The organism is Streptomyces sp. NPDC086787, from assembly GCF_044745865.1.
GTDB lineage: Bacteria > Actinomycetota > Actinomycetes > Streptomycetales > Streptomycetaceae > Streptomyces.
On the sequence record NZ_JBIVBC010000002.1, the window covers coordinates 303,702 to 326,169 of the forward strand.

Here is a 22,468-nt window from a genome sequence, read left to right on the forward strand (position 1 = left end):
CGACGTCATGGCCGTACCTTGCGCACATACCCCGCGCTGCCCGGCACGGAGACCATGACGTCCCGGCGCACGATGCTCAGCCGGTCGCCGAAGCCGGCGACCGCCCTGCGCAGACCCTCGTCCGTGTACTCGATGACCACCACCCGGTCGTCGAAGGCCCGGGCGTAGGTGCCGCACTCGTCGTACCCGCCGCACTCCTCGGCCACCGCGAAGTCCAGCCCGGCCCGTTTCCGGACACCTGCGAGCTCCGGGGTGTTCTTCTGGCCGATGGCCAGATGCCGTGCGTGCGCATGCCGGGACAGCAGGGCCATGAACGCGGTCGCGTCATCGGCGGTGAGCAGCCGCTGGGAGCGGGTGTAGCTGTCGTAGTTGTCCGGCTCGACCGCGTCGAAGCCCTTGGCCGCGCAGTCGTCGAACCACTTGCCGACGCGCTGCGCCACCCGCTCGCGGCGGCCCGGGGTGCGGATGTCGAGCAGCGGCTCGTTCCACTCCTCGTCGATCACGAGCTCGCCGTCGCCGTCGCGCAGCAGCAGGTCGGCGGGCCAGGAGGCGCGCTCCTCGGGCTGGGCCTGGAAGGCGTTGACGTAGCAGATGTTGTAGAGCCCCGGCGCGGGAGAGGCGGTGCGGTCGCGGCTGACGATGCGCACATCCTTCGCCGGGGGATAGGCGCCGCCGATCTGGTAGTCGAAACCGGCGTGCCGCGGCGGCAGCCGGACCGGTGCGACGCTGGTCCGCGACGGTTTCGGCGCATCCGGCTCCGTGGAGTCGCCCGCTCCGCATCCCGACAGGCCCGCGGCCAGCGCGGCGGCGAGCAGAACGACGCTGAGGGCTGCTCCGGAACCCCCGGTGCCGGAGGCGCCCCTGACGGCGGGCATGTCCGCTCCATCAATCGCGGGTACGACCCCGCCTCGGACCGTACGGCGGTCCTGGCGACTGGGGCCGGGCTGGACGGGACAGTGTCCCCACCGGCTGGGCGCACCTCTGCGTGCCCGCGTCCGGCGCGCACGTGTACAAGATCCAAGCGTCCGCGCGCGGCCGTGGTCAAGTCGGGTCCGATATCGCGACGTACGCTCCGAGTTGATACCGACCCGAAGACGGGAGCAGCAACGATGCAGTATGTGAAGCTCGGTTCGACGGGCCTGGACGTGTCGCGCATCTGTCTGGGCTGCATGACCTACGGTCTGCCCGACCGGGGCGTCCACGAGTGGACCCTCGACGAGGAGGCCTCCCGCCCGCTGATCCGGCAGGCGCTGGACGCCGGCATCAACTTCTTCGACACGGCCAACGTCTACTCCGACGGCACCAGTGAGGAGATCGTCGGCCGGGCTCTGCGCGACTTCGCCGACCGGGACGAGATCGTGCTCGCCACCAAGGTCAACGGTCGGATGCGCCCCGGGCGGAACGCGCGCGGGCTGTCCCGCAAGGCGATCATGACGGAGATCGACCACAGCCTGCGGCGCCTCGGTACCGACTACGTCGACCTCTACCAGATCCACCGCTACGACCACGCGACTCCCGTCGAGGAGACGATGGAGGCGCTGCACGACCTGGTCAAGGCGGGCAAGGTCCGCTACATCGGCGCCAGCTCGATGTACGCGTGGGAGTTCTCCAAGGCCCAGTACACCGCCGAGCTGAACGGCTGGACCAGGTTCGTGTCCATGCAGAACCACTACAACCTCCTCTACCGCGAGGAGGAGCGGGAGATGCTGCCGCTCTGCGCGGACCAGGGCGTCGGTGTGCTGCCCTGGAGCCCGCTCGCCCGGGGCCGCCTCAGCCGGGACTGGGGCACCGTGACCGAACGCAGCGCGAACGACGACTTCGGCAGCCGTCTCTATCCGGCGGGCGACCGCGCGATCGTCGAGGCCGTCACCCGCATCGCCGGTGACCGGGGCGTCCCGCGTGCCCAGGTGGCCCTCGCCTGGCTGCTCCACCGCGACATGGTCGCCGCGCCGATCGTCGGCGCCGCCAAGGCCCGGCACATCGAGGACGCGGTGGCCGCCGTGGATCTCGAACTGAGCGAGAAGGAGATCGAGGAACTGGAGCGGCCTTACGTTCCGCACGCCATCAGCGGTCACTGAAAAGACCCCCGGCCGGAGATATTGACAATGCGTCAATATCTCCGGCCGTCCAACAATGTCAAAGTAGGTTTCCGTGTCTTGTTCAGACATGTGGGCCTGTGCGAAAGTGTGCGTTGTGGCCTGGCCGCATACCGTTTGGTATGGGCAATTTCGTGTCACTTCGAGGCCCTGGGCCGTGGGGGGAATACAGCTGTGAATCACGGACGTCCGTCGAATTCCCGGCGTCCCCGCGGTCAGTTCGACGTCACGGACGAGCAGCTGAGCGCCGAGCTGAACAAGTGGACGGGAGCGACACCCGCGCTCCACCCCGTGGGCGAACTGCTCGACCGGCACTGGGAAGCGGCCTTCGCCTACGCCCGGCTGTGCACCGACGGCACCCACGCGGCCGGCATGCTCACCACCGCGGCGTTCACCCGGCTCTTCGGCGAGTCGCTGCGCCAGGCGGGACCCACCTCCGCCTGGCGGTCCCATCTGCTGCTCACGGTACGGCGCATCGCGGGGGAGTGGGACGTCGACGGCCGCCACGAACTGCTCCACCCCGACCTGCGGTCCGGCACCGGGACCGGGGACCGCGCGGCAGCGCGAATGCTCCCGTCCGCCGACCGGCGTCTGCTCTCCCGGGCGTTCCAGCGGCTGCCCCAGTCCGCGCGCGCCATGCTGTGGCACACCGAGGTCGAGTGCGAACCGCTCTCGGCGCCCGCGGTACTGCTCGGCCTGGACGAGGAGGGCGCCCGCACCGAACTGCGCCGGGCCCGTGAACGCCTGCGCGAGGAGTGCCTCCAGGCGCACCGCGAACTGGCGTCCGAGGACGAGTGCCTGCGCTACATGAGGATGCTCGACGTGACCTTCCGGCGCGGTGGCGTGCGACTCGACCCGGACCTTCAGGAGCACCTCAACCGCTGCGGACACTGCCGCCGGACCGCCGACCAGCTCGCCGAGTTCCACGGCTCCCTCGGCGTGGCCCTGGCGGAAGCGGTCCTCGGCTGGGGCGCACGGGCGTACGCGGAGTCCCGCCCCGGTCTCACCGAGCCACCCACCGCCGCCGACCCGGGCGTGGGTGAGGACTTCACCGCGGCGGACTCCGGCCCGACCCCGGGCGGCCCCTTCGGATCCTCGGCTTCAGCTCCGCGCGGCCGCTCGCGACCGGGCGCCGGCCGCCCCACCGTCCCCACCGTCGGAGAACCGGCCACGGACTCCCCAACTGCGACGACACGTGGCGTAACCCCTGTCGCGGGCTCTTTCTGGAGCGATCCCGCAACTCCCGTCGCAGGTGCTGCCTGGGGCGGCGCGACTTCCGCCGGGGTGTCCGCCCGCGGTGGGGGCGCCGGACCCGCTGCCCCCGGCGCCGCTCACGCCACCGCCGGTTCGCCCGCCACCGCCGGTTCGCCCGCCACCGGCGCTGCCGCGTCCGGCGCGGACTTCACCGCCGGGTCGGAACCCGCTCGCGCCCGACGCCTCGCCGGGCGGCCGGGGCGCCGCACCGCATCCGCCGCCCTGGGCGGCATACGCCGGGCCACCGCGATGGGAGACGGCCCCACGCCTCGATCGGCGCACCGCGCGGCCCGGCGGCTCAGGCGTCGCAATCTCGCGCTGGCCGTCGCCGCCGTGAGCGGACTGGTGGTCGTGCCGCTGGTCGTGAGGTCCGCCCTCGACGGGGACGGCGGCTCAACCCCCGGCTCCCGCTCGTCGGCGTCGGGGCACTCCTGGATCGGCACGAGCGCGAGCTCCATGGGCACGCTGACCGGCCGGCTGCACAACGCGGATTCCGGGCTCTGTGTCGGCGTCGTCGGGAAGAAGGCCGTGGCGGGCGCGGAGACCGAACTCGCCGACTGCTCCGAGGAGGCGGGCCAGCGCTGGACGTACCAGAAGGACGGACTGCTCCGCAGCGCCGCCGTCCCCGACCTGTGCCTCGACTCCCACCTCGGCTACTCGGTTCGGCTCGCGCCGTGCACCGGCGGGTCCGGACAGCAGGCCAGGAGCGTCCACTACGACTTCACCGTCCAGGGCGCCCTGGTGCCCCGCTCGGACCAGAACCTGGCCCTCGCCCCCGCCGCCACCGACGGCGCGGGCGCACTCGTCCTCAAGACCCGTGCGGACGCCGCCGCCCAACGCTGGACGGTGGACACCGGCAAGCCCGACATCCAGATGGCGGAGGCCGGCTGGAACGCCGAGCACTGAACTCAGTCGTGGTGCGGCGGTGGCGGAGGCGGCAACGTGGCGAGGTCCGGCGCCGGTTCCGGCCAGACCAGCAGCACCGGGCAGGGCGCGTGGTCCACGACGAACCGCGCGGCCGGGCCCAGACTGTGCGGGCCGAGCCGCGACCGGTCGCCGTCACGGGCCAGCACCAGCAGATCGGCGCCCTCGGCCGCGGCCACCACCTCCCGCTCGGCCCGCCCGCCCCGCTCCACCCGGGAGCACGCGCCCCCGAGCCGCCCGGCGGCCGCTTCGAGCAGCGCGGTGGCGGAGCGTTCCCCCGACTCCTCCATCCGGTCACCGGGATCGTGCCCGGGATGCCCGCGGCCCAGCAGCCCGGCGAACGCCCCGTGCCCCAGCCCCGCCACGGCCGGCTCGCTGACGTGCAGCAGCACCACGTCGTCCGCCGCCGGTGCGTGGGCGCGCACCGCGTCCACACAGGCGGGCCAGGTGCCCTCGACGAGCCAGGCGATCACACGCATACGGCCGTCCTCCCTTGCAGAGACCTCTCACCGATCACAGAAGCTGGAGCGACACCCACAGTGCCACCACCGCCGGGACGAGGGCGGACGGCACGGTGAGCAGACCCAGCCAGGTGAACTCCTTGAGATCCACCCCGTGTTCGTGCTGGTGCACGATCCGCCGCCACAGCAGGGTCGCCAGCGACCCGGCATAGGTCAGGTTGGGGCCGATGTTCACGCCGAGCAGTACGGCGAGGACGGCTCCCGGCCCGGCCGCCGCGGCCAGCGGCAGCAGGACCAGCACCGCGGGCAGGTTGTTGATGAGATTGGCCAGTACGGCGGCGAGCGCGGCGATGCCGAGCAGTGCGGGCAGGCCCTCACCGCCGGGCATGACGTGCCGGAGCGCATCGGCGAGCCCGTTGTCCACCACGGCCCGGACGACGATGCCGAGCGCGAGCACGAAGGCCAGGAACGCCGGCGCGGCCGCCCGTACGACGGCCGGCGGGCGTGCTTCGCGCCGTACCAGGGCCCGTCCGGCGAGCACCAGCGCCCCCGCCAGCGCCGCCCAGGCCGGATCGACGCCGAACGCCGAGGCCACCACGAACCCGGCCAGCGTGCAGCCCACGGTCACCAGCGCGAACAGCGGCAGCTCGGGCGGCTCGCCCGCCTCGGACGAGGGCGCGGCGGCCGACAGGTCCCGGGCGAAGAACCGGCGGAACACCACGTACTCCGCGCCGATCGCGACCAGCCACGGCAGCGCCATCAGCGCGGCGAACCGGGTGAAGCTCAGCCCGCTCGCCGCGAACGCCAGCAGGTTGGTCAGATTGGACACCGGCAGCAGCAGCGACGCGGTGTTCGACAGATGGGTGCAGGCGTACACATGCGGCTTGGGCCGTACACCCGTACGTGCCGCGGTCGCGAACACCACCGGGGTGAGCAGCACGATCGTCGCGTCCAGGCTCAGTACGGCGGTGATCGCCGAGGCCAGCGCGAACACTGCCGTCAGCAGCCGCACCGGGCGGCCGCCCGCCCACCGGGCCGTCCATGCCCCGCAGGCCCGGAAGAGCCCCTCGACGTCGCAGAAGTGGGCCAGCACCAGCACCGCCGCGAGGAACCCGATCACCGGCCCCAGCCGCTCGGCCTCCTGCCTCGCGTGGTCCAGGGAGATGGCACCGGTGGCGATCACGATCCCGGCGGCGGGCACCGCCGTCACCGCCTCCGGCCAGCCGAAGGGCCGTACGACGGCCCCGGCGAGCACGGCGACGAGCAGGACGACGGACAGGGCCTCGGCGAGCGCGGCGTTCAGGGCTCGGACCTCCGGTTGCGGATCATGCGGTGCGCGCCCATGAAACCAGACGGCTGAGGCCGGACGCCGAGCCCGGGACCTGTGGGCCCGGGACCAGACGGCCCGGGCCCGGCGGGGTCAGGCGCCGGTTCCCGGCCCGAAGACCGTCAGGAAGACCGAGGAGGCGTTCCCGGACACCGGTACCTTGCCCGCCGTCCACCGCACCTTCAGCGGGTCGCGTTCGTTCGGCGGGGTGACGAGCAGGTCGACGGGGTTGGCCGACTTCGCTCCGCTGACGTGCGGGTTGGAGAAGGTCAGCCCCGCCCAGGCGCTCTGTCCGGGCTTCAGGGTGACCGTCGCGGCCTGCCCGGAGGAGCGTTTGGGGTTCGCGCCGATCTGGGTGCCGGAGGCGTTCACGAACGCGGTGCCGGGATAGCCGTGCAGGGTGCAGACACGGCTGGACCTGTTGGTCAGCACGATCGGGAAGTTCTCCTGACCCGCGCCCGGGTTGTTGCGGCCCACCGAAGCGGCCAGCTCCGAGGTGTGACAGCGGCCGCTCGTGGCGGCCGCGGTGGACCGTACGGGCGAACCGTTGGCGCCGCTGTCGCCGGTGGCGGAGTCTGCGGTGCCGCCGCAGGCGGTGACGAGGCCCAGTGCGGCGAGGACGCTCGCGCACAGGGACATCCGGCGCGAGGACAACGAGGACGTGTACTCCATGTCTCAACACTCCCGGTCATGAGGGTCCGATTCCGGATCTAACGGAAAAGTTCACGGCCGTAGGCCATTGTGCGGCCTTTCCTCCGAGTCGTCCTCCTCGTGCAGAGAGATCTCCGACCAGATCGTCTTTCCCTCGGGCGTGTGCCGGGTGCCCCAGCGCTGGGTGAGCTGCGCGACCAGGAGCAGTCCGCGCCCGCCCTCGTCCCAGGTCTTGGCGCGGCGCAGGTGCGGGGCCGTGTGGCTGGTGTCGGAGACCTCGCAGATCAGCGTGGTCACGTCGTGGATCAGCCGCAGCCGCATGGGATGGGAGCCGTACCGCAGGGCGTTGGTGACCAGCTCGCTCACCACCAGTTCCGTCGTGAAGCGGGCCAGGTCGAGGCCCCAGGTGTCCAGCTGCTCCCCGACCCGCTTGCGCAGCGACGCGACGTGCGCGGGGTCGCCCGGGATGTCCCAGGTCGTCACCCGGGAGGCGGGCAGCCCCTTGGTGCGGGCGAGCAGCAGGGCCACGTCGTCCGGGGCCCCGCCCGGCGGGAGCAGCGTCCGCAGGATCCGGTCGCAGGTCTCGTCCAGGGACGCCGAGTGGGCCGCCAGCGCCTCGTGCAGCAGCCGGTGCCCGGTGTCGGTGTCCCGGTCGGGTGACTTGACCAGGCCGTCGGTGTAGAGCGAGAGCACACTGCCCTCACCGAGTTCGATCTCGACGGACTCGAACGGCGGCCCGCCGAGGCCGAGCGGGGGACCGGCGGGCACGTCGAGCCTGCGGGGCGGTCCGCCCGGCGGGACCAGGACGGGCGGGAGGTGCCCGGCGAGGGCCATGGTGCAGCGGCGGGAGACCGGGTCGTACACGGCGTACAGGCAGGTGGCGCCGACCTCGCCCGGACTGCTGCCCGCGTCGCACTCCTCGGACAGCCGGACCACCAGGTCGTCGAGGTGGGTGAGCAGTTCGTCGGGAGCCAGGTCGATGTCCGCGAGGGTGCGTACGGCGGTGCGCAGCCGACCCATCGTGGCCGAGGCCTGCACACCGTGGCCGACGACGTCCCCGACGACCATGGCGACTCGCATCCCGGACAGCGGGATCACGTCGAACCAGTCCCCGCCCACCCCGGCGCGCGCCGCCGGAAGATAACGGGACGCGGCCTCGACGGCGGCCGTGCGGGGCAGCGACCTGGGCAGCAGGCTGCGCTGGAGGGCGAGGGCGGTCTCGCGCTCGCGGGAGTAGCGGCGGGCGTTGTCGACACACACGGCGGCACGGGCCGTGATCTCCTCGGCCAGCAGCACGTCGTCGGGGGTGAACGGGTCCGGGCGCCGGTGCCGGGCGAGGACCGCCACCCCCAGCGTCAGCCCGCGCGCCCGGATCGGCACCGACATCACCGAGTGGATGCCGAACTCGCGCACCCGCTCGCCGCGCACGGTGTCGCTCGCCAGCCACTCGGCCAGGTCGGAGGGGACCTCGGCGACGATCGTGCGGCCGGCCACCAGTGAGGCGGCCTGCGGGGACGACGCGGGGTAGACCGCGACCTGACCGGGCTCGACCACCGCCTCGGGGGCGTCCGGGAGCACCGAGCGGTGCGCGGCGCGGCGCAGCCGGACCGGCGCGGTGACCCGCGCGGGCGGCTCGCCGCCGTCCTCCCGCGGATCCAGCAGATCGACACGGACGAAGTCGGCGAGCGCGGGCACGCACACCTCGGCGAGTTCGCGCGCGGTCCGGGTGACGTCGAGCGCGGTGCCGACGCGGATGCTCGCCTCGTTGACCAACTGGAGCCGCTCCCGGGCCAGATGGTTGTCGGTGACGTCGTGCGCGGCGAGGCACACCCCGCGCACCCGGCCGTCGGCGTCGGTGACCGGGGCCATCCGGGCGAGCCAGGCGTGCTCCCGTTCCTCGCCGTCGGCCCGCATGAAGGTCCGGACGTCCAACGGGCGGCCGGTGGTGAGCACCTTGAGCAGGCCGTGTTCGAGGTCCTCGCTCTGCGGGCGGCCGCTGATCTCGGACAGCCGCAGCCCCTGGAGGCGCTCACCGGGCAGGCCGACCACCGCGGCCATCGCGTCGTTCATCGAGCGCAGCCGCAACTCCTCGTCGTACACGGCGACCGCGCAGGGCGACTGGGTCAGTACCGCGCCGGTCAGCGAGTCGTCCGGGGCGAGGGAGCGGCCGCCCAGCGGGGTGACCACGAGCCAGTCGGCGGGGCGGCCGCCGTGCGGCGGGCGGTGGTGGGCGAGCAGCCACACCGGGACCGTACTGCCGTCGCGGTGGCGCAGCTCGACCGTTCCGTCCCAGCGGGAGCCCGCGGGGACGGGGTCGGGCGGAGCACCGCGACCGGCGAGCAGCCCCGCCGCGGGGCGACCCACGATCTCGGCGGCCGGATGGCCGAGCAGCCGACGGGCCCCCTCGTTCCACCCGACCACCGTGCCGTCGGCGTCGATGACGGCCCGAGCCGTGGCCGCGTCGTCGAACGGAAAGTCCGGGCTCATCGCCACTCCCAGCGCACACTCACAGTGAACAGGTGCGTCACTTGTGTTCCAGCCTAGTGCCCCGGCCGGTGCGTCGGCGGCCATGGACCGCACCGGCGGACGCCGTGGCGTCCGGTGCGCCGCTCGGATTCGGCAGGTACCACCTGATATACGCCTTGACCTGCTGGTATTTACGCCTGAGTACCCGAGCGATACCGTGTGGCCATGCCAGCTCTCAACGTGGAGTTCAGCGAGCGCGAACTTGACGATCTACGGCAGATCGCCAAGGAGCGCCGTACGTCGATGAAGGCACTGGTGCGCGAGGCGGCCGCGGCCGACATCGCCCGGCACCGGGCGCTGCAGGAAGGCGCCGAGGCGTTCCGGCGGTTCTTCGCCACGCACGCCGACGAGTTCGCGGCCGCCTTCCCCGACGACGAACCGCCCGCGAAGGGCCGGGGCGCCTGACCGATGCCGCCCGTCGTCCACATAGACGTGCCCTGGCTGCTCCGGCGTCATGAGGAAGTACTGCCGGACCAGCCCGTGATCGAGGACTTCTCCGCGCTGGTGGCGGCCGTGGCCCGGCACCGGGTCGACCCGCCCCGCCCGGGAGCCGTGTCCGACCCCGCCTGGCGGGCCGCGGCGCTGCTCCAGGCACTCGTGCTGCTCAGGCCGTTGCCCTCGGCCAACGCTCGCTTCGCCTGCGCTACCGCCGTGGCCTACATGTCCGCCGGCGGCGCCGGCGTCGACCCGCCGGACGGTGCCCTGGCCGGTCTGGCCCGCGACCTGATGACGGGCCGGACCGACGTGTACGGAGCGGCCGGCCGGCTCCGCTCCTGGCAGATCTGACTCCCGTCCGCGGCCGGGAGGGGAAGCCGGGCCGGGCCGCCGGCCACGGACGGGAGAAAGGTGGCCCGAGAACGGCCGGTTCCCAGTGCACTACGGGGCGGCCCGCGGCGGCACCGTGCGCGCCGACCTGCCATGTGCGGAGAGTTCACACGGGGTGCACGCAAAGTCGAATGCCGGAGCGAACGGTATAGGCCGACAGGGTTTCTGACTTTATTTCAAAGATATCGAGGTCCAGCGGGCGCCTTGTTGGGCGAGAGGGAGTTGTGCAAGGGTGAAACCCGTGTGCGGGAGGTAAAGTTCCGGGACTCATTGGACCGTTGGGGAACCCGGGTTGAGGCCGCCGCGCTGAATTCCCGCTCCCCACAGGCGTATCCCAGAGGTACGCACCAAACGCACCAGCATCAAAGGAACCGCTCCGTGTCCACCGCCCACCCCCCGCGCCCCGCCAGTCCGCCGTTCGGCGCTACGACGGGCGAATCCGACGAGGGCCTGGCCGCCCCGTTGCGAGCCGGTTCGGACGCGGTGGCCTCCCGATCCGTCGCACTGCTGATGGCGCGGCACTGGCGGCCGGCGCACGAGTACGCGGTGATCTGCCTCGCCACATCCGGACCGCTCGCGCACATGGTCACCGCCACCGCCTTCCACCAGATCCTCGACCGGCTGGTGCTGGGCGAGTCCGCCGAGGCGATCCGACCCCGGCTGCTGGTCGCCGTCCGGGACACCGTGGCGAACTGGTCGGCCGAGGACCGGATATCGGGGGTTCTGCCCGACCTGGTGAAACCGGCCGGGGGCCGCGGGATGCGTGCGCTCAAGGCCATGACGCCGGAGAACCGCCGACTCGTCGAGCGCGCCTTTCACGGCCTTCCGCAGTTCGCCCGATGTCTGCTGTGGCACGTCGAGGTCGAGGCGGAACCGATGGACATACCCGCCGGTCTGCTCGGTATGTCCGCCGGTGCCGCGGCCGCCGCACTGGACGAGGCCCGGGACAAGTTCCGGGAGGGCTGCGTACGCGCCCATCTGGAACTCGCGCCGACCAAGGACTGCCGTTACTACAACCGCCTCCTCGACGTACCGCTGCGGCGCGGCGGCGCACTGCTGCCGGACGTTCAGGCACACCTGGCGGAGTGCCCCTACTGCCGGCACGCCGCCGAGCAACTGGGCCACGACGAGGGCGGGCTCGGCCCGATGCTCGCAGAGGCCGTGCTCGGCTGGGGAGCCCGCCGCTACCTCGACACCCGCCCGGGCCGTACGCGCCCGGTGGACGCCCGGACACGGACCGCCGCCCGGCGCGGCACCGGGCGGCGGCGCGCGGGCTCACGGGGCGGCGGCCTGCTGGCGCGCGTCCCGGGGGAGTCCTGGTCGTCCAGGACGCTGCTGACCGGTGTCGGCGTCGCCGGGGCCGGGCTGCTCGCGACCGTCCTCGCCGTCAGCGCGTGGCCGGGCGGCGACGACACCGCCCCGGTCGCCTCCACCGGGGTCTCCGCCACCCGGGGCCCCTCCCCGTCCGCCGGTGCCGCCTCGGGCCTGCCCACCGCGAGCCCGCCGACCCAACTGCGCAACGGCGCGTCGGGCCAGTGCCTGGACACCGCCGGAACGCCCGCGGCGGGGGCGGCCGTCGTACTCGCCGCGTGCTCGCCGGCACCGACCCAGCAGTGGACGTACGAGACGGACGGGCAACTGCGCAGCACGGCCGACGCCGACCTGTGCCTCGACTCCCACGCGGACGCGGGCGTCGTCATCCTCGGCGCCTGCGCCGACGGCACCTCCGACCGCGGCGACGACGTCCGCTACGACCTGACGAGCCGGGGTGAACTGCTGCCCCGCTGGGACGAGACCCTCGCCCTGGCACCCGCCGACACGAACGTCGTCGTCAAGGCCCGCGACGGCTCCACCGGCCAGCACTGGTCGGCCGACAGACCCTGACTACAGCTCCGACTCCCCCCAGGCCCCGACGGTCAACTCGTCGCCCACGGACAGCTTTCCGGGCCGTAGTACGGCGAACTTCGAGCCGAGGGCGACGCCTCCGCCTGCTGCCCGCCGGTAGCTCGCGAGGGTGCGGAGCGGCTCGGGGCCGGCCTTGTCGCCGGTGGTCTGGTCGACCATCGTGACGGCGCAGCGGATGGCGAGTTTCGCATAGCCCAGCTCCGCGTCACCGATCGCGATCCGGCGTGGCAGGTCCTCGGTGTGCGGCTCGTCCCAGCCGTCGACGACCAGGTTCGGGCGGAAGCGGTCCATGGGCAGTGGCGCGCATCCGTGTGCTGTCATACGCGCGTTGAGCGCGTCCAGGGTGGCCCGGGAGAGGACGTGGACGGCGCAGCTGTCCGCGTAACCGGAGGTACCGGGTGTCCGGCCGTCGGTGACCCGGTCGTGCTCCGGTGGCACCCGCACCAGCCGGCACGGCTCGCGAAGGAACTCCGACAGCCACTCGGCGACCTCGCCGCCCTGGTCGATTCCCTTGAACGGGACACCGAACAGCTCGACGTCCCGGCGGGCGCCGGAGGTGTCCACCCGCACGGCCAGTTCCTCCATACCGGGTGCGCTCAGCGTGAGTTGCTCGCCCTCCGCGTCGATCCCGGGGCGGATCAGCGCCAGTCGGGGAAGTCGGCGCTGGGTGCGGAACACCCCCTCCTCACTGGTGACCATGAGACTGCGGTCGTGGGAGAGGCCCGCGACCGTCAGCATCGCGTCGTCCATCGCGACGCCCGCGCATCCCTTGACGGGGTAGCACGACAGCGCGGTGACCCTGGCCGGGTGCCCCGGTGTCATGCGGGCTCCTCGACGAGGTCGGCCGTGGTGATCGTGGTGGGGGCGGCGTGACCGGACAGGGCAAGGGTGAGGTCGAACTCGGCGAGCAGACAGCGGATCACGTGCTCGACGCCCGGCTGCCCGTCGAGGCCCAGCCCGTAGACGTACGGCCGTCCGAGGAGCACCGCCCGCGCGCCGAGGGCGAGGGCCTTGAAGATGTCGTCGCCGGTGCGGATCCCGCTGTCGAACAGCACCGTCAGCCGGTCGCCGACCGCCTGCGCGACCCGCGGCAGCGCGTCCGCCGCCGCGACCGAACCGGCCACCTGGCGGCCGCCGTGGTTGGACACCACCACGCCGTCCACCCCGGCGTCGGCCGCCAGCCGTGCGTCGTCGGGGTGCAGTACGCCCTTGAGGACGATCGGGCCGTCCCAGTGCTCGCGCAGGAACGCCAGGTCCGGCCAGGTGTGGCCGGCGTCCCCGAACAGGCCGAGGAAATGCAGCACGGCCGCGTTGGGATCCTCGTGCACCGGCTTCGCCAGACCCGCCCGAAACGCCGGATCGGAGAAGTAGTTGGCGGTGCCCACCCCGTGCAGGAACGGCAGAAAGGCCTGGTCGAGGTCGCGCGGCCGCCAGGCCAGGAGCGGTGTGTCCAGCGTGACGACCAGCACGGTGAACCCGGCGGCCCGCGCCCGGCCCAGGAAGCTGCGGGTCACCTCGCGGTCCTTGCCCCAGTACAGCTGGAACCAGCGCTCCGCGTCGCCCATCGCCTCGGCGACCTGTTCCATCGGCGTACTCGAGGCGGAGGACAGGATGTACGGCACGCCCTGCGTCGCGGCGGCGCGCGCGGCCGCGGTCTCCGCCTCCGGGTGCATGAGGGACAGCACCCCGACGGGCGCGAGCGCCAACGGCGCCGGCAGCGCCCGGCCCAGCACCTCCACGGACAGGTCCCGCTCCTGCACGTCCCGGAGCATCCGCGGGACGATCCGCCGCCGCGCCAGGGCGGCCCGGTTGGCGCGTGCGGTACTGCCGTCGCCCGCGCTGCCCGCCACGTAGCCCACCGGTCCGGGGCCGAGCCGACGCTCGGTCAGTTCCTCCAGCCGGGTCAGGTCGGTGGGCAGACGCGGTACGGCGCCCGTCATCCCGTTCAGGTAGATCTCGTACTGGAAGTCCGCCCAGTGCCTGGCCATGTGCCGGTCCGCCTCTCGTCGTCGAGTACGCCTCCTCGGCCATCCAATCGTGGCTATCCCATCGTGTCGCCCTCGGCCGGTGAACCGTCCCCGGCGAGGTCGGGTCCCTGGGCGCGGACCCGCTGGACGTGTTCCAGCGACGTGCTCAGCTCGCTGAGCCAGTCGTCGGTGTGACGCTGCACCAGCCGCACGCACCAGGCGAGGGCGTCGCTGCGGCTGCGCGCGACGCCTCCCGCGATCAGGGTGTCGAGCACCTGCCGCTCGGGCTGCCTGAGCCGTGTCATCGTCGGCACGGCGACATGCGTGAACAGGGCGCGCTCGGCCTCGCACTCCACCCCCCAGGACACCTTCCTGCGGAACCGGTGCTCCGCCTCGCGGGCCACGGCCACGCGGCTTTCCCTGGTGCGTTCCCGGAACTCCTGGATCCGCCCCTGTACGGCGGCTTCGCGCTCGGCGTCCGAGGCGTCCGAGGCGAGCCGGGGGCCGGGGATGCGGCCGATCACGGTGATCTCCTCGCGGTCGACCGTGATCTCGACCAGTTCCTCGAAGAGTTCGTCGGGCAGCCGGCCGGCGAACCAGCCGCGCACCTTCTCACGCTGCTCAGTTGTAATCATGTAATCACCATTACGCAGTCCCGAGATGAACACAAGGCGTCGCGCAGGGGTGTGCCGGGAGCCGAGGCTGAATGTTTCAGGACTATTAACGAAGCGGTGAGAACCGGCCACTTGGCAGCTTCAGGCGATCAAGAGCGGCCCAGATTCGCGATTGGAACGTTCGAATTCTGTAACTTCACGCCACTGATTCAATACGCAAGGTTACTGAAATCCATGGGTCCGATGTGTGTTTCGGCGGCGGACTCGGCAGAGTGTCGCTCGCCGCCCCGGCACCCACCGGGCCAAGGGCGGCACCCTGTCGAATCAAGCGGAAGGATGCACACAATGCGGAACACCGCGCGCTGGGCAGCGACCCTCGGCCTCGCGGCCGCCGCCGTCTGCGGACCCCTGACCGGGGCCTCCGTCGCCTCGCCCCCCAGCGCCCCCGCCTCGCTCTACGCCCCGTCGGCCCTGGTGCTCACCACCGGCCACGGAGCCGACATTGCGACTGTGACGCCGGAACGCGCCGTCATTCTGAACTGCGCCCCAAGCGCCTCGGGAACCCATCCCGCCGCACCACTAGCGTGCGCGGAGCTACGCTCCGTCGGCGGCAACCTGGACGCCCTGACGGCACGTAACACGCAGTGCACGAAGGAATACAACCCGGTGCTGATCACCGTGCAGGGCGTCTGGCAGGGCAAGCGTGTCTCCTACGAGCGGACCTTCGGCAACGAGTGCGTGAAGAACTCCTTCGGGACCAGCGTCTTCGCGTTCTAAAGGACCGGGATCGACCGGTAGCCGGACATGCCGGAACAGGCTCGTTACTGGGGAGTGCGGGCCATTGTCACGGCGACCGGAGATCTCGCACCGGGGGTCGGACGGGCGGAGTGGGGCCGCCCGCCGACCCCCGGCATCATCATGTCCGCTCCCCGGGCGCCCCGGACACCTCCTGGGCCCCGGGGAGCGTCGGCATGTGAGGGAGCGGCGGAAAACGGCGCAACAGCCCCGTACCGCGCAACAGCCGCTCCAGTTCGGGACCGTCGCCCACCAGACGCAGCCGGCCGCCGCGCTCCCGGGCTCTCGCCTCGGCCCTGCACAGCGCGCGCAGTCCCGAGCAGTCGAAGAACTCCACGAGCCGCAGATCGACCAGCACGTCCGGTCGCGGGCAGGCGGTCGCGGCGTCCAGATGTTCGCCGAGCAGGCCGGCCGTGGCGATGTCGATCTCCCCGAGGACCTCGACCACGGTGACGGATCCGGCGACCCGGCTGCGGGCACACCGGTTGGGCTGCGGGCGGCCGCCTCGGTGATCGGTTTCCGGCGTCATGATGTCTCACCTCGCCCCAGGCATGGGCCTGGGTAGTTACCCCGGTGATCCCCCTGCCATCCCTGTGATGCGGCCCGCAAGATCAGCGGCACTCGAAAGGGTGAACTTCTTGGGGCCTCCCTTGACTTGAAGGGCAGAGGATCCGAAGGACCCGAGGGAACCCTCCGCGAAGGACTGATCCGCCATGACCGCCGAACTCACCGGCACCTGCCTGACGCTGGGCGACGACCGCCCGGCCATCCGCTTCAGCCGTGCATACGATCAGTCCGTCGAGCAGGTCTGGCGGTTCGTCACCGAACCGGACCGGACGGATCACTGGTTCCCCTCCCGGCTCCGGATGGAGCTGCGGCCCGGCGGCACGGCCCACTTCAGCGGCGACCCCCATCAGGCCGACGACACGGGCACGGTGCTCGACGCCGACCCGCCCCGGCACCTGTCCTTCACCTGGGGCGGCGACGAACTCCACCTCGACCTCGAAGCGCTGGACACGGGGCGCAGCCGCCTCACACTCACCAACATCCTCGGCGCGGCGAACGCCGCGGCGCGCAACGCCGCCGGCTGGGAGGTCTGCCTGCTCGCCCTCGACGCCGTCGCCCGGGGCGAGCGGCACGGCGGCCCGCACTCCGCGGACGCCGCCGACTGGCACCACTACTACCGGGCCTACCTCGACGCAGGCTTCCCCTCCGGCGCCCCGGTTCCCGACCCAGGCTGATCCCCCGTCAGGCCAGCTGGCGGCGCACCAGTTCGTGCAGCCGCCCACCGGTGTCCGCGAGGAGATCGGCGGGCCGGCCCTGCTGGGCGACCTTCCCGTCCTCCATCACGATGACCCGGTCCGCGTCCAGCACCGTCGACAGCCGGTGTGCGATGACGATCCGCGTCGCGTTCAGCTTGCGCGTGCTCTCCATGACCGTGCGCTGGGTGTCGTTGTCCAGCGCGCTCGTCGCCTCGTCGAAGAAGAGCAGCCGCGGACGGCGGATCAGGGCCTGGGCGATCATCAGCCGCTGCCGCTGCCCCCCCGACACCGCACCGCTGCCCGAGACGATCGTGTGCAGTCCCATCGGCATCCGCCGGATGTCCTCCGCCAGCCCCGCCAGTTCGGCCGCCGCCATCGCCTCCTCCGGCGAATACGGTTCGGCGCCCCGGATCACGTCCAGGATCGAACCGCTGAACGGCTGGGCGTGCTGGAGCACCACCCCGCACTGGCGGCGCACCGCCGACCGGTCCAGTGCCCCGAGGTCCTGACCGTCGTAGAGCACACTGCCCGAGACCGGTCGGTCGAAGCCGATGAGCAGCCGCAGCAGCGTGGACTTGCCGCAGCCGCTCGGCCCGACGATGGCCACGAACTCGCCCGGCCGCACCTCGAACGAGACGTCGTCGAGGACGAGCGGCCCGTCGTCGGCGTACCGGAACGACAGCCGACGCGCCTCGACCGCCCCGGACAGCGGCCCCGGCCGGGTGCTCCCGGCGGGAACCTCCGGAGCCGCCTCCAGCACCGGCCTGATCTCCTCGAACAGCGGCAGCGCGGCCACCGCCGACACCAGGGAGCCGGTCAGCTGGGTCACCGACGTCAGCAGCATCGTCACGGACGTGCTGAAAGTGAGGAACGCGGACGCCGACATCGCGCCCCGCGCCGGACCCGCCAGCAGCATGAACATCACCAGCGTGCACACCGGCAGGCACACCGAACCCAGCACCGCCGTGAGGTTCTTGATCCGGCCCACCCGCTGCTGGAGCTCACGGCTGCGCGCGAACCCGTCCGCCCAGGCCGCGTACGCGTAGTTCTCGGCCGCCGCCACCCGCAGCTTGGGCAGCCCGCGCAAGGTCTGGAACGCCTGGTTGTTCAGCTTGTTGCCGAGCACCACCAGCTGCCGCTGCCAGCGCACCTGCCACAGCCCGAGGCCCAGGAACGCGCCCCCGACCACCACCAGCACACCGATCGCCGCGCACGCCATCGGCACACTGAACCAGAACAGCAGCGCCAGATTCATCGCGCCGACCGTCACCGACTGCGCGACCACCGGACCCACCCCGGCCAGCAGCCGCCGAATCGCACTGATCCCCATCGCGGCGCTCGCCAGTTCACCGGTGGACCGCCCGGTGAAGAACGCCGTCGGCAGCCGCAACAGCCGGTCCCAGAGCGCTGGTTGCAGGGTTGCCTCGATACGGCCTTCGAGGCGCAGGATGGTCAGGTTCTCCAGCAGCATGAAGGCGGCGGCCACCACCCCGCTGATCATCACCGCGAGACAGACCTGTGCGATCAGCCCCAGCTGCGCCCTCGGCACGTACTCCCCGAGCACCTTTCCGGTGGCCACCGGCACCAGGGCGCCGATCGCCACCGTCACCAGCCCGGCCAGCAGCAGGTTCAGCACGTCGCCCCGGGTGCCGCGCATACTGAACCGGAGCAGGCCGAGCGGCCCCAGCGGGCGGTCGGGCAGCGGACGGTAGAACATCTCCGCGCGCGGCTCGAACTCCCCGGCGTTGGCCTTCTCCACCGGGGTCTCCCGACCGGTCGCCGGATGCACCGCCACATAGCCGCCGCGTCGCCACAGCAGCGCGACCGGCGCCCCCGACAGCGCCCGGTGTCCCACCAGCGGGCCGACGTCGTCCCGCCACCAACGCCCGTCCAGACGCACGGACCTGGTGCGTACCCGGGAGGCGAGAGCCACCCGCTCCACCGGGTCGAGCCGGTCACTCCCGGCGCCGCCGCGCGCGGGCTCGGCCAGCGCGATCCCGGCGGCCCGCGCGACCAGCCGGCAGGCGGCGTAGGTGGCGTCGTCGTCGGCGGCCGTGACCCGCCGGGACGCCTTGCCGATGGACGCGAGCAGGGTGCGGTCGGCCTCGGCCCGTACCGCCTCACCGGCCCTGATCCCGGCCGCCGTGCGGGACTCGTGGCTGCGCTCCAGCTGCTCGATCCACCGGTCGAGGGTGGTCAGCAGGCGGTACTGGTGGTCGACCATGCTCTGCCACACGGCCGGGTCCATCAGCAGATCGGCGGCCGCGTCCGCGCCGTACAGCGCCCCGTACTGGACGCTGCCCGGCGGCACCTGCATCCAGAACACGTCGTCGTCGGCGGGCGCGTCGGCCGGCTCGGCCGCGGACGGCGCCTGGAAGAGGATGGACAGGCCACGGCCCACACCGAGCGCGAGCGCATACTCCAGCGGGCTCGAAGCGGGCGGTACGTACTGGGGGTTGCCGTACTCGTCGTACGACCAGGTCTGGGTGGCGGCCGGTCGGTACAGCTCGCGCAGCCCGATACGGCGTACCACGCAGTCCCGCGACGGCCGTGCCACCAGGGTGTGCTGGGGTCCCGCGACCGGACCGAGCAGCAGCGCGCCCGCCTCCAGACGGCCCAGGTGGTGCCAGTGGCCCTGCTGCCCGGCGTCCACCGCGAACAGGTCCAGGGCGCCCGCCGTCACCAGCCACAGCACCTGCGGCCCCTCCAGGTCGAGTCGGCCGACCCCGGCGCAGTCGACCGGCGTGCCCAGCGAACCGAGCGCGCCGAGGACCAGATCGCCGCCGTACGCCTCGGTCATCTCACCGCTCCCTGACCAGCGCCGCGTACCCGCCGCCGTGTGCCACCAACTCGTCGTGCCGCCCGCGCTCCACGACCGTGCCGTGCTGGAGCACGACGATCTCGTCGCTGTCCCGCACGGTGCTCAGCCGGTGCGCGATCACCACACAGGCGCAGCCGCGCCGCCGCAGGTTGTCCATCACCGTCTGCTCGGTCTCCGCGTCCAGCGCGCTGGTCACCTCGTCCAGTACCAGGATGCTGGGTCTGCGCACCAACGCCCGTGCTATCTCCAGCCGTTGCCGCTGGCCGCCGGAGAAGTTCCGACCGTCCTGCTCCACCCGGCTGTGGATGCCACCGGGCCGACGCGTGACGACGTCGTACAGCGCCGCGTCCCGCAGCGCCTCTGCGACCGCTTCGTCCGGTATCGACGGATCCCACAGCGTCACGTTGTCCCGCACCGAACCCTCGAACAGGAACACGTCCTGGTCGACGAAGGAGACCGAGGCGGCGAGCGCACCCCGGGGGATGTCCTCCAGACGGCGGCCGTCGATGCGGATCACCCCGTCCCAGGGGGCGTACAGCCCCGCGATCAGCCGGGACACCGTCGACTTGCCGCTGCCCGAACCGCCCACCAGCGCCACCTGCCGACCGGGCCCCACGGTCAGGTCGAACCCGGTGAGCAGGGGTTTGTCGAGGGGGCTGTAGCCGAAGGTGACGTTCTCCAGCTCGACATGACCACGCAGCCGACGTGTGTCGCCGGCGCCGTCCGGGCGGTCGTAGACCGGGTCCGCCCGGAAGCTCTCCACGTCCTTCAGCCGGGCCACGTCCGCCGCGAAGTCCTGGACGCGCCCCGCGACCCCGTTCAGCCGGGTCAACGGCGCGGTGAACCGGGTGACCAGGGCCTGGAAGGCGACCAACAGCCCCACCGAGATATGGCCCTCGACCGCGCGCAGGCCGCCGATCCAGAGGATCACCGCGCTGTTCAACGTCGCCAGCGTCGGCGCGACCACACCGAGCCAGGCGCTCGGCACCCCGAGCCGCTGCTGCTCCTCCAGCGTGGCCGCGTGCTGGCCGGCCCAGGTGCGGAAGTAGCCGTCCTCGCCGCCGGTAGCCTTCAGCGTCTCGATCAACTGGAGCCCGGTGTAAGCGGTGTTGGTGAGGCGGGCGGTGTCCGCACGCAGCTTCGCCGTACGGGTGGCGCGCAGCCGTACCACCAGCCGCATCGCCACCACGTTCAGCAGCGCCACGCCGATCCCCACGAAGGTGAGTTGCGGGTCGTACGTGTAAAGCAGCACCGCGTACAGCACGACCACCACCGCGTCCACACCGGCCGACGCGAGGTCACGGGCCAGGGTCTCGGCCACGGCGTCGTTGGACTGGAGGCGCTGTACCAGGTCGGCGGGGCTGCGCTGGGCGAAGAACGTCACCGGCAGCCGCAGCAGATGACGCAGGAAGCGGGCGCTGGACAGCGTGGAGGAGACGATACGGCCGTGCAGCAGATTGGCCTGCTGGAGCCAGGTCAGCACCAGGGTGAGCAGGACGCACGCGCCCATCGACGAGAACAGCACGCCCAGCAGGGAGGTCTGACCGCCGATCAGGAACATGTCGATGTAGGTGCGGCTGAGCGCGGGCGTCGCCGCGCCGACCGCCACCAGCAGCAGGCTGGCCAGCACGGCGGCCGGGAGGGTGCCCGCGGTGCCGCGCAGCCGGGCGGGCATGGCGCCGAGGATGCCCGGTCTGCGTCCGCCCTTGGTGAAGCCCTCACCCGGCTCCAGCACCAGGACGACCCCGGTGAAGGCGCTGTCGAACTCCTCGGCGGGTACGAACCGGCGGCCCTTGGCCGGGTCGTTCACGAACACCCCGCGCCGGCCGAAGCGGCGGCCCATGCCGTCGTAGACGACGTAGTGGTTGAACTCCCAGAACAGGATGGCAGGTGCCCGTACTTCGGCGAGCGCGGCCAGATCCATCTGCATGCCCTTGGCGGTCAGACCGTAACCACGGGCGGCCTTCAGCAGGTTGGAGGCGCGCGAGCCGTCGCGGGAGACTCCGCAGGCGATGCGCAGTTCCTCCAGCGGGACATGGCGGCCGTAGTACGCGAGGACCATCGCGAGGGAGGCGGCGCCGCACTCGACGGCCTCCATCTGAAGCACGGTCGGAGTGCGGACGGTCCCGGCGTGCCGCTTGGGGACGGAACGTCTCGGCGGGGCGGCGCGGCGGCGGCTCCGGGTCTCCTGGGCGGTGGTCACGGCAGCAGCCAATCGACGGGACGCTGGTCGGCCAGCCGGATCGAACCGGTGGCCAGGGTCATGGAGTCGAGCCGGTACGGCGGCCCGTCCGCGGACGACCAGCGGTAGCCGCTCTTCGTCGCGGACGACCGATCCAGCCGCACCAGTACCGCCACCGGGCGGCTCTTCCTGGTGAACTGCTCGCCCAACTGGCTGTCGCCGAGGAACGCGGCGACCGACTGGGCGGACTGGGCGGTGCGGTCCACGGACTTCACATGGCCGCGCAGCACGCCGTACTCCTGGGTGGACACCGATGCCACGGTGAGGTCGACGGCCGCGTCCGCGGGGATGGCGGCCGCGTTCTCGGCGGGAACGTACACCGTCGCGTAGAGCGGGTCGGAAGCGTGTGTGACCTTCTCCACGGCGGCGACGTCCGTACCGGTCCGGATGATCTGCCCGATGGTGGCGGCGAGCGTGGTGACCCGGCCCGCGGCGACGGAGCGGACGATCGACTCGCCCCTGCTCGTACGGACCTTGAGGACGGGCGCGCCGGCGGCGAGCTGTCGGCCCTGCGCCGTGAGGACGGCGGTGACCTGGCCGTCGACGGGGCTCTGCAACAGGTAACTGCCCTGCCCGTGGGTGAGGATGGCGGGCGCGCTCACCGTGGAGGCGACCGAACCGGTCACCGCCCACAGTGACGCGGCGGCCATCACCACGACGGTGACGGACAGCACGAGCCAGCCCTGCGGGCGGGCGAGCCGCACCGGAAGGTCGAGTTCGTCCGGCGACTGGAGCTTGGCGAGGGCCTGTTGGCGGAACTGCACGGGACTTGCCTCACGTGGTCCGGGCATCGCCGAG

At 72.4% G+C, this 22,468-nt stretch carries 19 protein-coding genes; 7 read left to right on the top strand and 12 right to left on the bottom strand.

All coding sequences use genetic code 11. The annotated features are described in order from the left end of the window. Nucleotides 1–5: 5 nt before the first annotated feature. Nucleotides 6–875 carry an endo alpha-1,4 polygalactosaminidase gene (locus tag ACIPK3_RS07625; RefSeq protein ID WP_402567178.1) on the bottom strand — a complete coding sequence of 290 codons (870 nt, stop codon included), beginning with the start codon at nucleotides 873–875 and terminating at the stop codon, nucleotides 6–8. 234 nt (nucleotides 876–1,109) lie between these two features. Between ACIPK3_RS07625 and ACIPK3_RS07630 the strand changes: the two genes are divergently transcribed. Together ACIPK3_RS07630 and ACIPK3_RS07635 are read left to right on the top strand one after the other, a co-directional pair. Then, nucleotides 1,110–2,078 carry an aldo/keto reductase gene (locus ACIPK3_RS07630; protein WP_402567179.1) on the top strand — a complete coding sequence of 323 codons (969 nt, stop codon included), beginning with the start codon at nucleotides 1,110–1,112 and terminating at the stop codon, nucleotides 2,076–2,078. Nucleotides 2,079–2,270: 192 nt separating this feature from the next. Beyond that, entirely contained in the window at nucleotides 2,271–4,256 is a 1,986-nt protein-coding gene (locus ACIPK3_RS07635) for a ricin-type beta-trefoil lectin domain protein (RefSeq protein ID WP_402567181.1), read from the top strand. A 2-nt stretch (nucleotides 4,257–4,258) separates the two neighbouring features. On the opposite strand, the gene ACIPK3_RS07640 is transcribed toward ACIPK3_RS07635, so the two are convergent. The 4 genes from ACIPK3_RS07640 to ACIPK3_RS07655 all read right to left on the bottom strand — a co-directional run bounded on the left by ACIPK3_RS07640 (nucleotide 4,259) and on the right by ACIPK3_RS07655 (nucleotide 9,200). Continuing rightward, a complete protein-coding gene (locus ACIPK3_RS07640; RefSeq protein ID WP_402567182.1) occupies nucleotides 4,259–4,753 on the bottom strand; it encodes a universal stress protein in 495 nt (164 codons plus the stop codon). Nucleotides 4,754–4,787: 34 nt separating this feature from the next. Further along, on the bottom strand, nucleotides 4,788–6,038 hold the full coding sequence (locus tag ACIPK3_RS07645) for an SLC13 family permease (RefSeq protein ID WP_402567827.1): 1,251 nt from the start codon (nucleotides 6,036–6,038) through the stop codon (nucleotides 4,788–4,790). Nucleotides 6,039–6,155: 117 nt separating this feature from the next. Further along, nucleotides 6,156–6,734 carry a DUF4232 domain-containing protein gene (locus ACIPK3_RS07650; protein ID WP_402567183.1) on the bottom strand — a complete coding sequence of 193 codons (579 nt, stop codon included), beginning with the start codon at nucleotides 6,732–6,734 and terminating at the stop codon, nucleotides 6,156–6,158. 51 nt (nucleotides 6,735–6,785) lie between these two features. Then, on the bottom strand, nucleotides 6,786–9,200 hold the full coding sequence (locus ACIPK3_RS07655; protein ID WP_402567184.1) for a SpoIIE family protein phosphatase: 2,415 nt from the start codon (nucleotides 9,198–9,200) through the stop codon (nucleotides 6,786–6,788). A 204-nt stretch (nucleotides 9,201–9,404) separates the two neighbouring features. On the opposite strand from ACIPK3_RS07655, the gene ACIPK3_RS07660 reads away from it, so the two are divergent. The 3 genes from ACIPK3_RS07660 (at nucleotide 9,405) to ACIPK3_RS07670 (ending at nucleotide 11,948) form a co-directional block, all read left to right on the top strand. Next, nucleotides 9,405–9,644: a hypothetical protein gene (locus ACIPK3_RS07660; protein ID WP_402567186.1), complete on the top strand. Its 240-nt coding sequence runs from the start codon at nucleotides 9,405–9,407 to the stop codon at nucleotides 9,642–9,644. 3 nt (nucleotides 9,645–9,647) lie between these two features. Then, nucleotides 9,648–10,025: a toxin Doc gene (locus ACIPK3_RS07665; protein WP_402567188.1), complete on the top strand. Its 378-nt coding sequence runs from the start codon at nucleotides 9,648–9,650 to the stop codon at nucleotides 10,023–10,025. A gap of 417 nt (nucleotides 10,026–10,442) precedes the next feature. Further along, entirely contained in the window at nucleotides 10,443–11,948 is a 1,506-nt protein-coding gene (locus tag ACIPK3_RS07670; RefSeq protein WP_402567190.1) for an RICIN domain-containing protein, read from the top strand. Here ACIPK3_RS07670 and ACIPK3_RS07675 read toward each other — a convergent pair whose 3' ends face one another. From ACIPK3_RS07675 to ACIPK3_RS07685, 3 genes are read right to left on the bottom strand one after another with little or no spacing between them, the layout of a single operon-like run. After that, nucleotides 11,949–12,791, bottom strand: coding sequence for an MOSC domain-containing protein (locus tag ACIPK3_RS07675; protein WP_402567192.1), 843 nt, complete (start codon nucleotides 12,789–12,791; stop codon nucleotides 11,949–11,951). Next, on the bottom strand, nucleotides 12,788–13,957 hold the full coding sequence (locus ACIPK3_RS07680) for a lactate 2-monooxygenase (protein ID WP_402567194.1): 1,170 nt from the start codon (nucleotides 13,955–13,957) through the stop codon (nucleotides 12,788–12,790). Before ACIPK3_RS07680 ends, ACIPK3_RS07675 begins: the two co-directional genes overlap by 4 nt. A 53-nt stretch (nucleotides 13,958–14,010) precedes the next feature. Then, on the bottom strand, nucleotides 14,011–14,571 hold the full coding sequence (locus tag ACIPK3_RS07685; RefSeq protein ID WP_402567196.1) for a hypothetical protein: 561 nt from the start codon (nucleotides 14,569–14,571) through the stop codon (nucleotides 14,011–14,013). 324 nt (nucleotides 14,572–14,895) lie between these two features. Between ACIPK3_RS07685 and ACIPK3_RS07690 the strand changes: the two genes are divergently transcribed. Continuing rightward, nucleotides 14,896–15,327 carry a subtilase-type protease inhibitor gene (locus tag ACIPK3_RS07690; RefSeq protein ID WP_402567198.1) on the top strand — a complete coding sequence of 144 codons (432 nt, stop codon included), beginning with the start codon at nucleotides 14,896–14,898 and terminating at the stop codon, nucleotides 15,325–15,327. 139 nt (nucleotides 15,328–15,466) lie between these two features. Here ACIPK3_RS07690 and ACIPK3_RS07695 read toward each other — a convergent pair whose 3' ends face one another. Further along, entirely contained in the window at nucleotides 15,467–15,874 is a 408-nt protein-coding gene (locus tag ACIPK3_RS07695) for an STAS domain-containing protein (protein ID WP_402567199.1), read from the bottom strand. A 184-nt stretch (nucleotides 15,875–16,058) separates the two neighbouring features. Between ACIPK3_RS07695 and ACIPK3_RS07700 the strand changes: the two genes are divergently transcribed. Next, a complete protein-coding gene (locus ACIPK3_RS07700; RefSeq protein ID WP_402567201.1) occupies nucleotides 16,059–16,586 on the top strand; it encodes an SRPBCC family protein in 528 nt (175 codons plus the stop codon). A gap of 7 nt (nucleotides 16,587–16,593) precedes the next feature. Here the strand turns inward: ACIPK3_RS07700 and ACIPK3_RS07705 are convergent, their stop codons facing one another. From ACIPK3_RS07705 to ACIPK3_RS07715, 3 genes are read right to left on the bottom strand one after another with little or no spacing between them, the layout of a single operon-like run. Beyond that, a complete protein-coding gene (locus ACIPK3_RS07705; protein WP_402567202.1) occupies nucleotides 16,594–19,407 on the bottom strand; it encodes an NHLP bacteriocin export ABC transporter permease/ATPase subunit in 2,814 nt (937 codons plus the stop codon). 1 nt (nucleotide 19,408) lies between these two features. Next, nucleotides 19,409–21,631, bottom strand: a complete 2,223-nt coding sequence (locus ACIPK3_RS07710) for an NHLP family bacteriocin export ABC transporter peptidase/permease/ATPase subunit (RefSeq protein WP_402567204.1) — start codon at nucleotides 21,629–21,631, stop codon at nucleotides 19,409–19,411. Beyond that, nucleotides 21,628–22,434 (bottom strand): HlyD family efflux transporter periplasmic adaptor subunit, encoded by an 807-nt coding sequence (locus ACIPK3_RS07715; protein WP_402567829.1) that lies wholly within the window; start codon nucleotides 22,432–22,434, stop codon nucleotides 21,628–21,630. The genes ACIPK3_RS07710 and ACIPK3_RS07715 overlap by 4 nt, the downstream gene beginning before the upstream one ends. Between the last annotated feature and the right edge of the window lie 34 nt (nucleotides 22,435–22,468).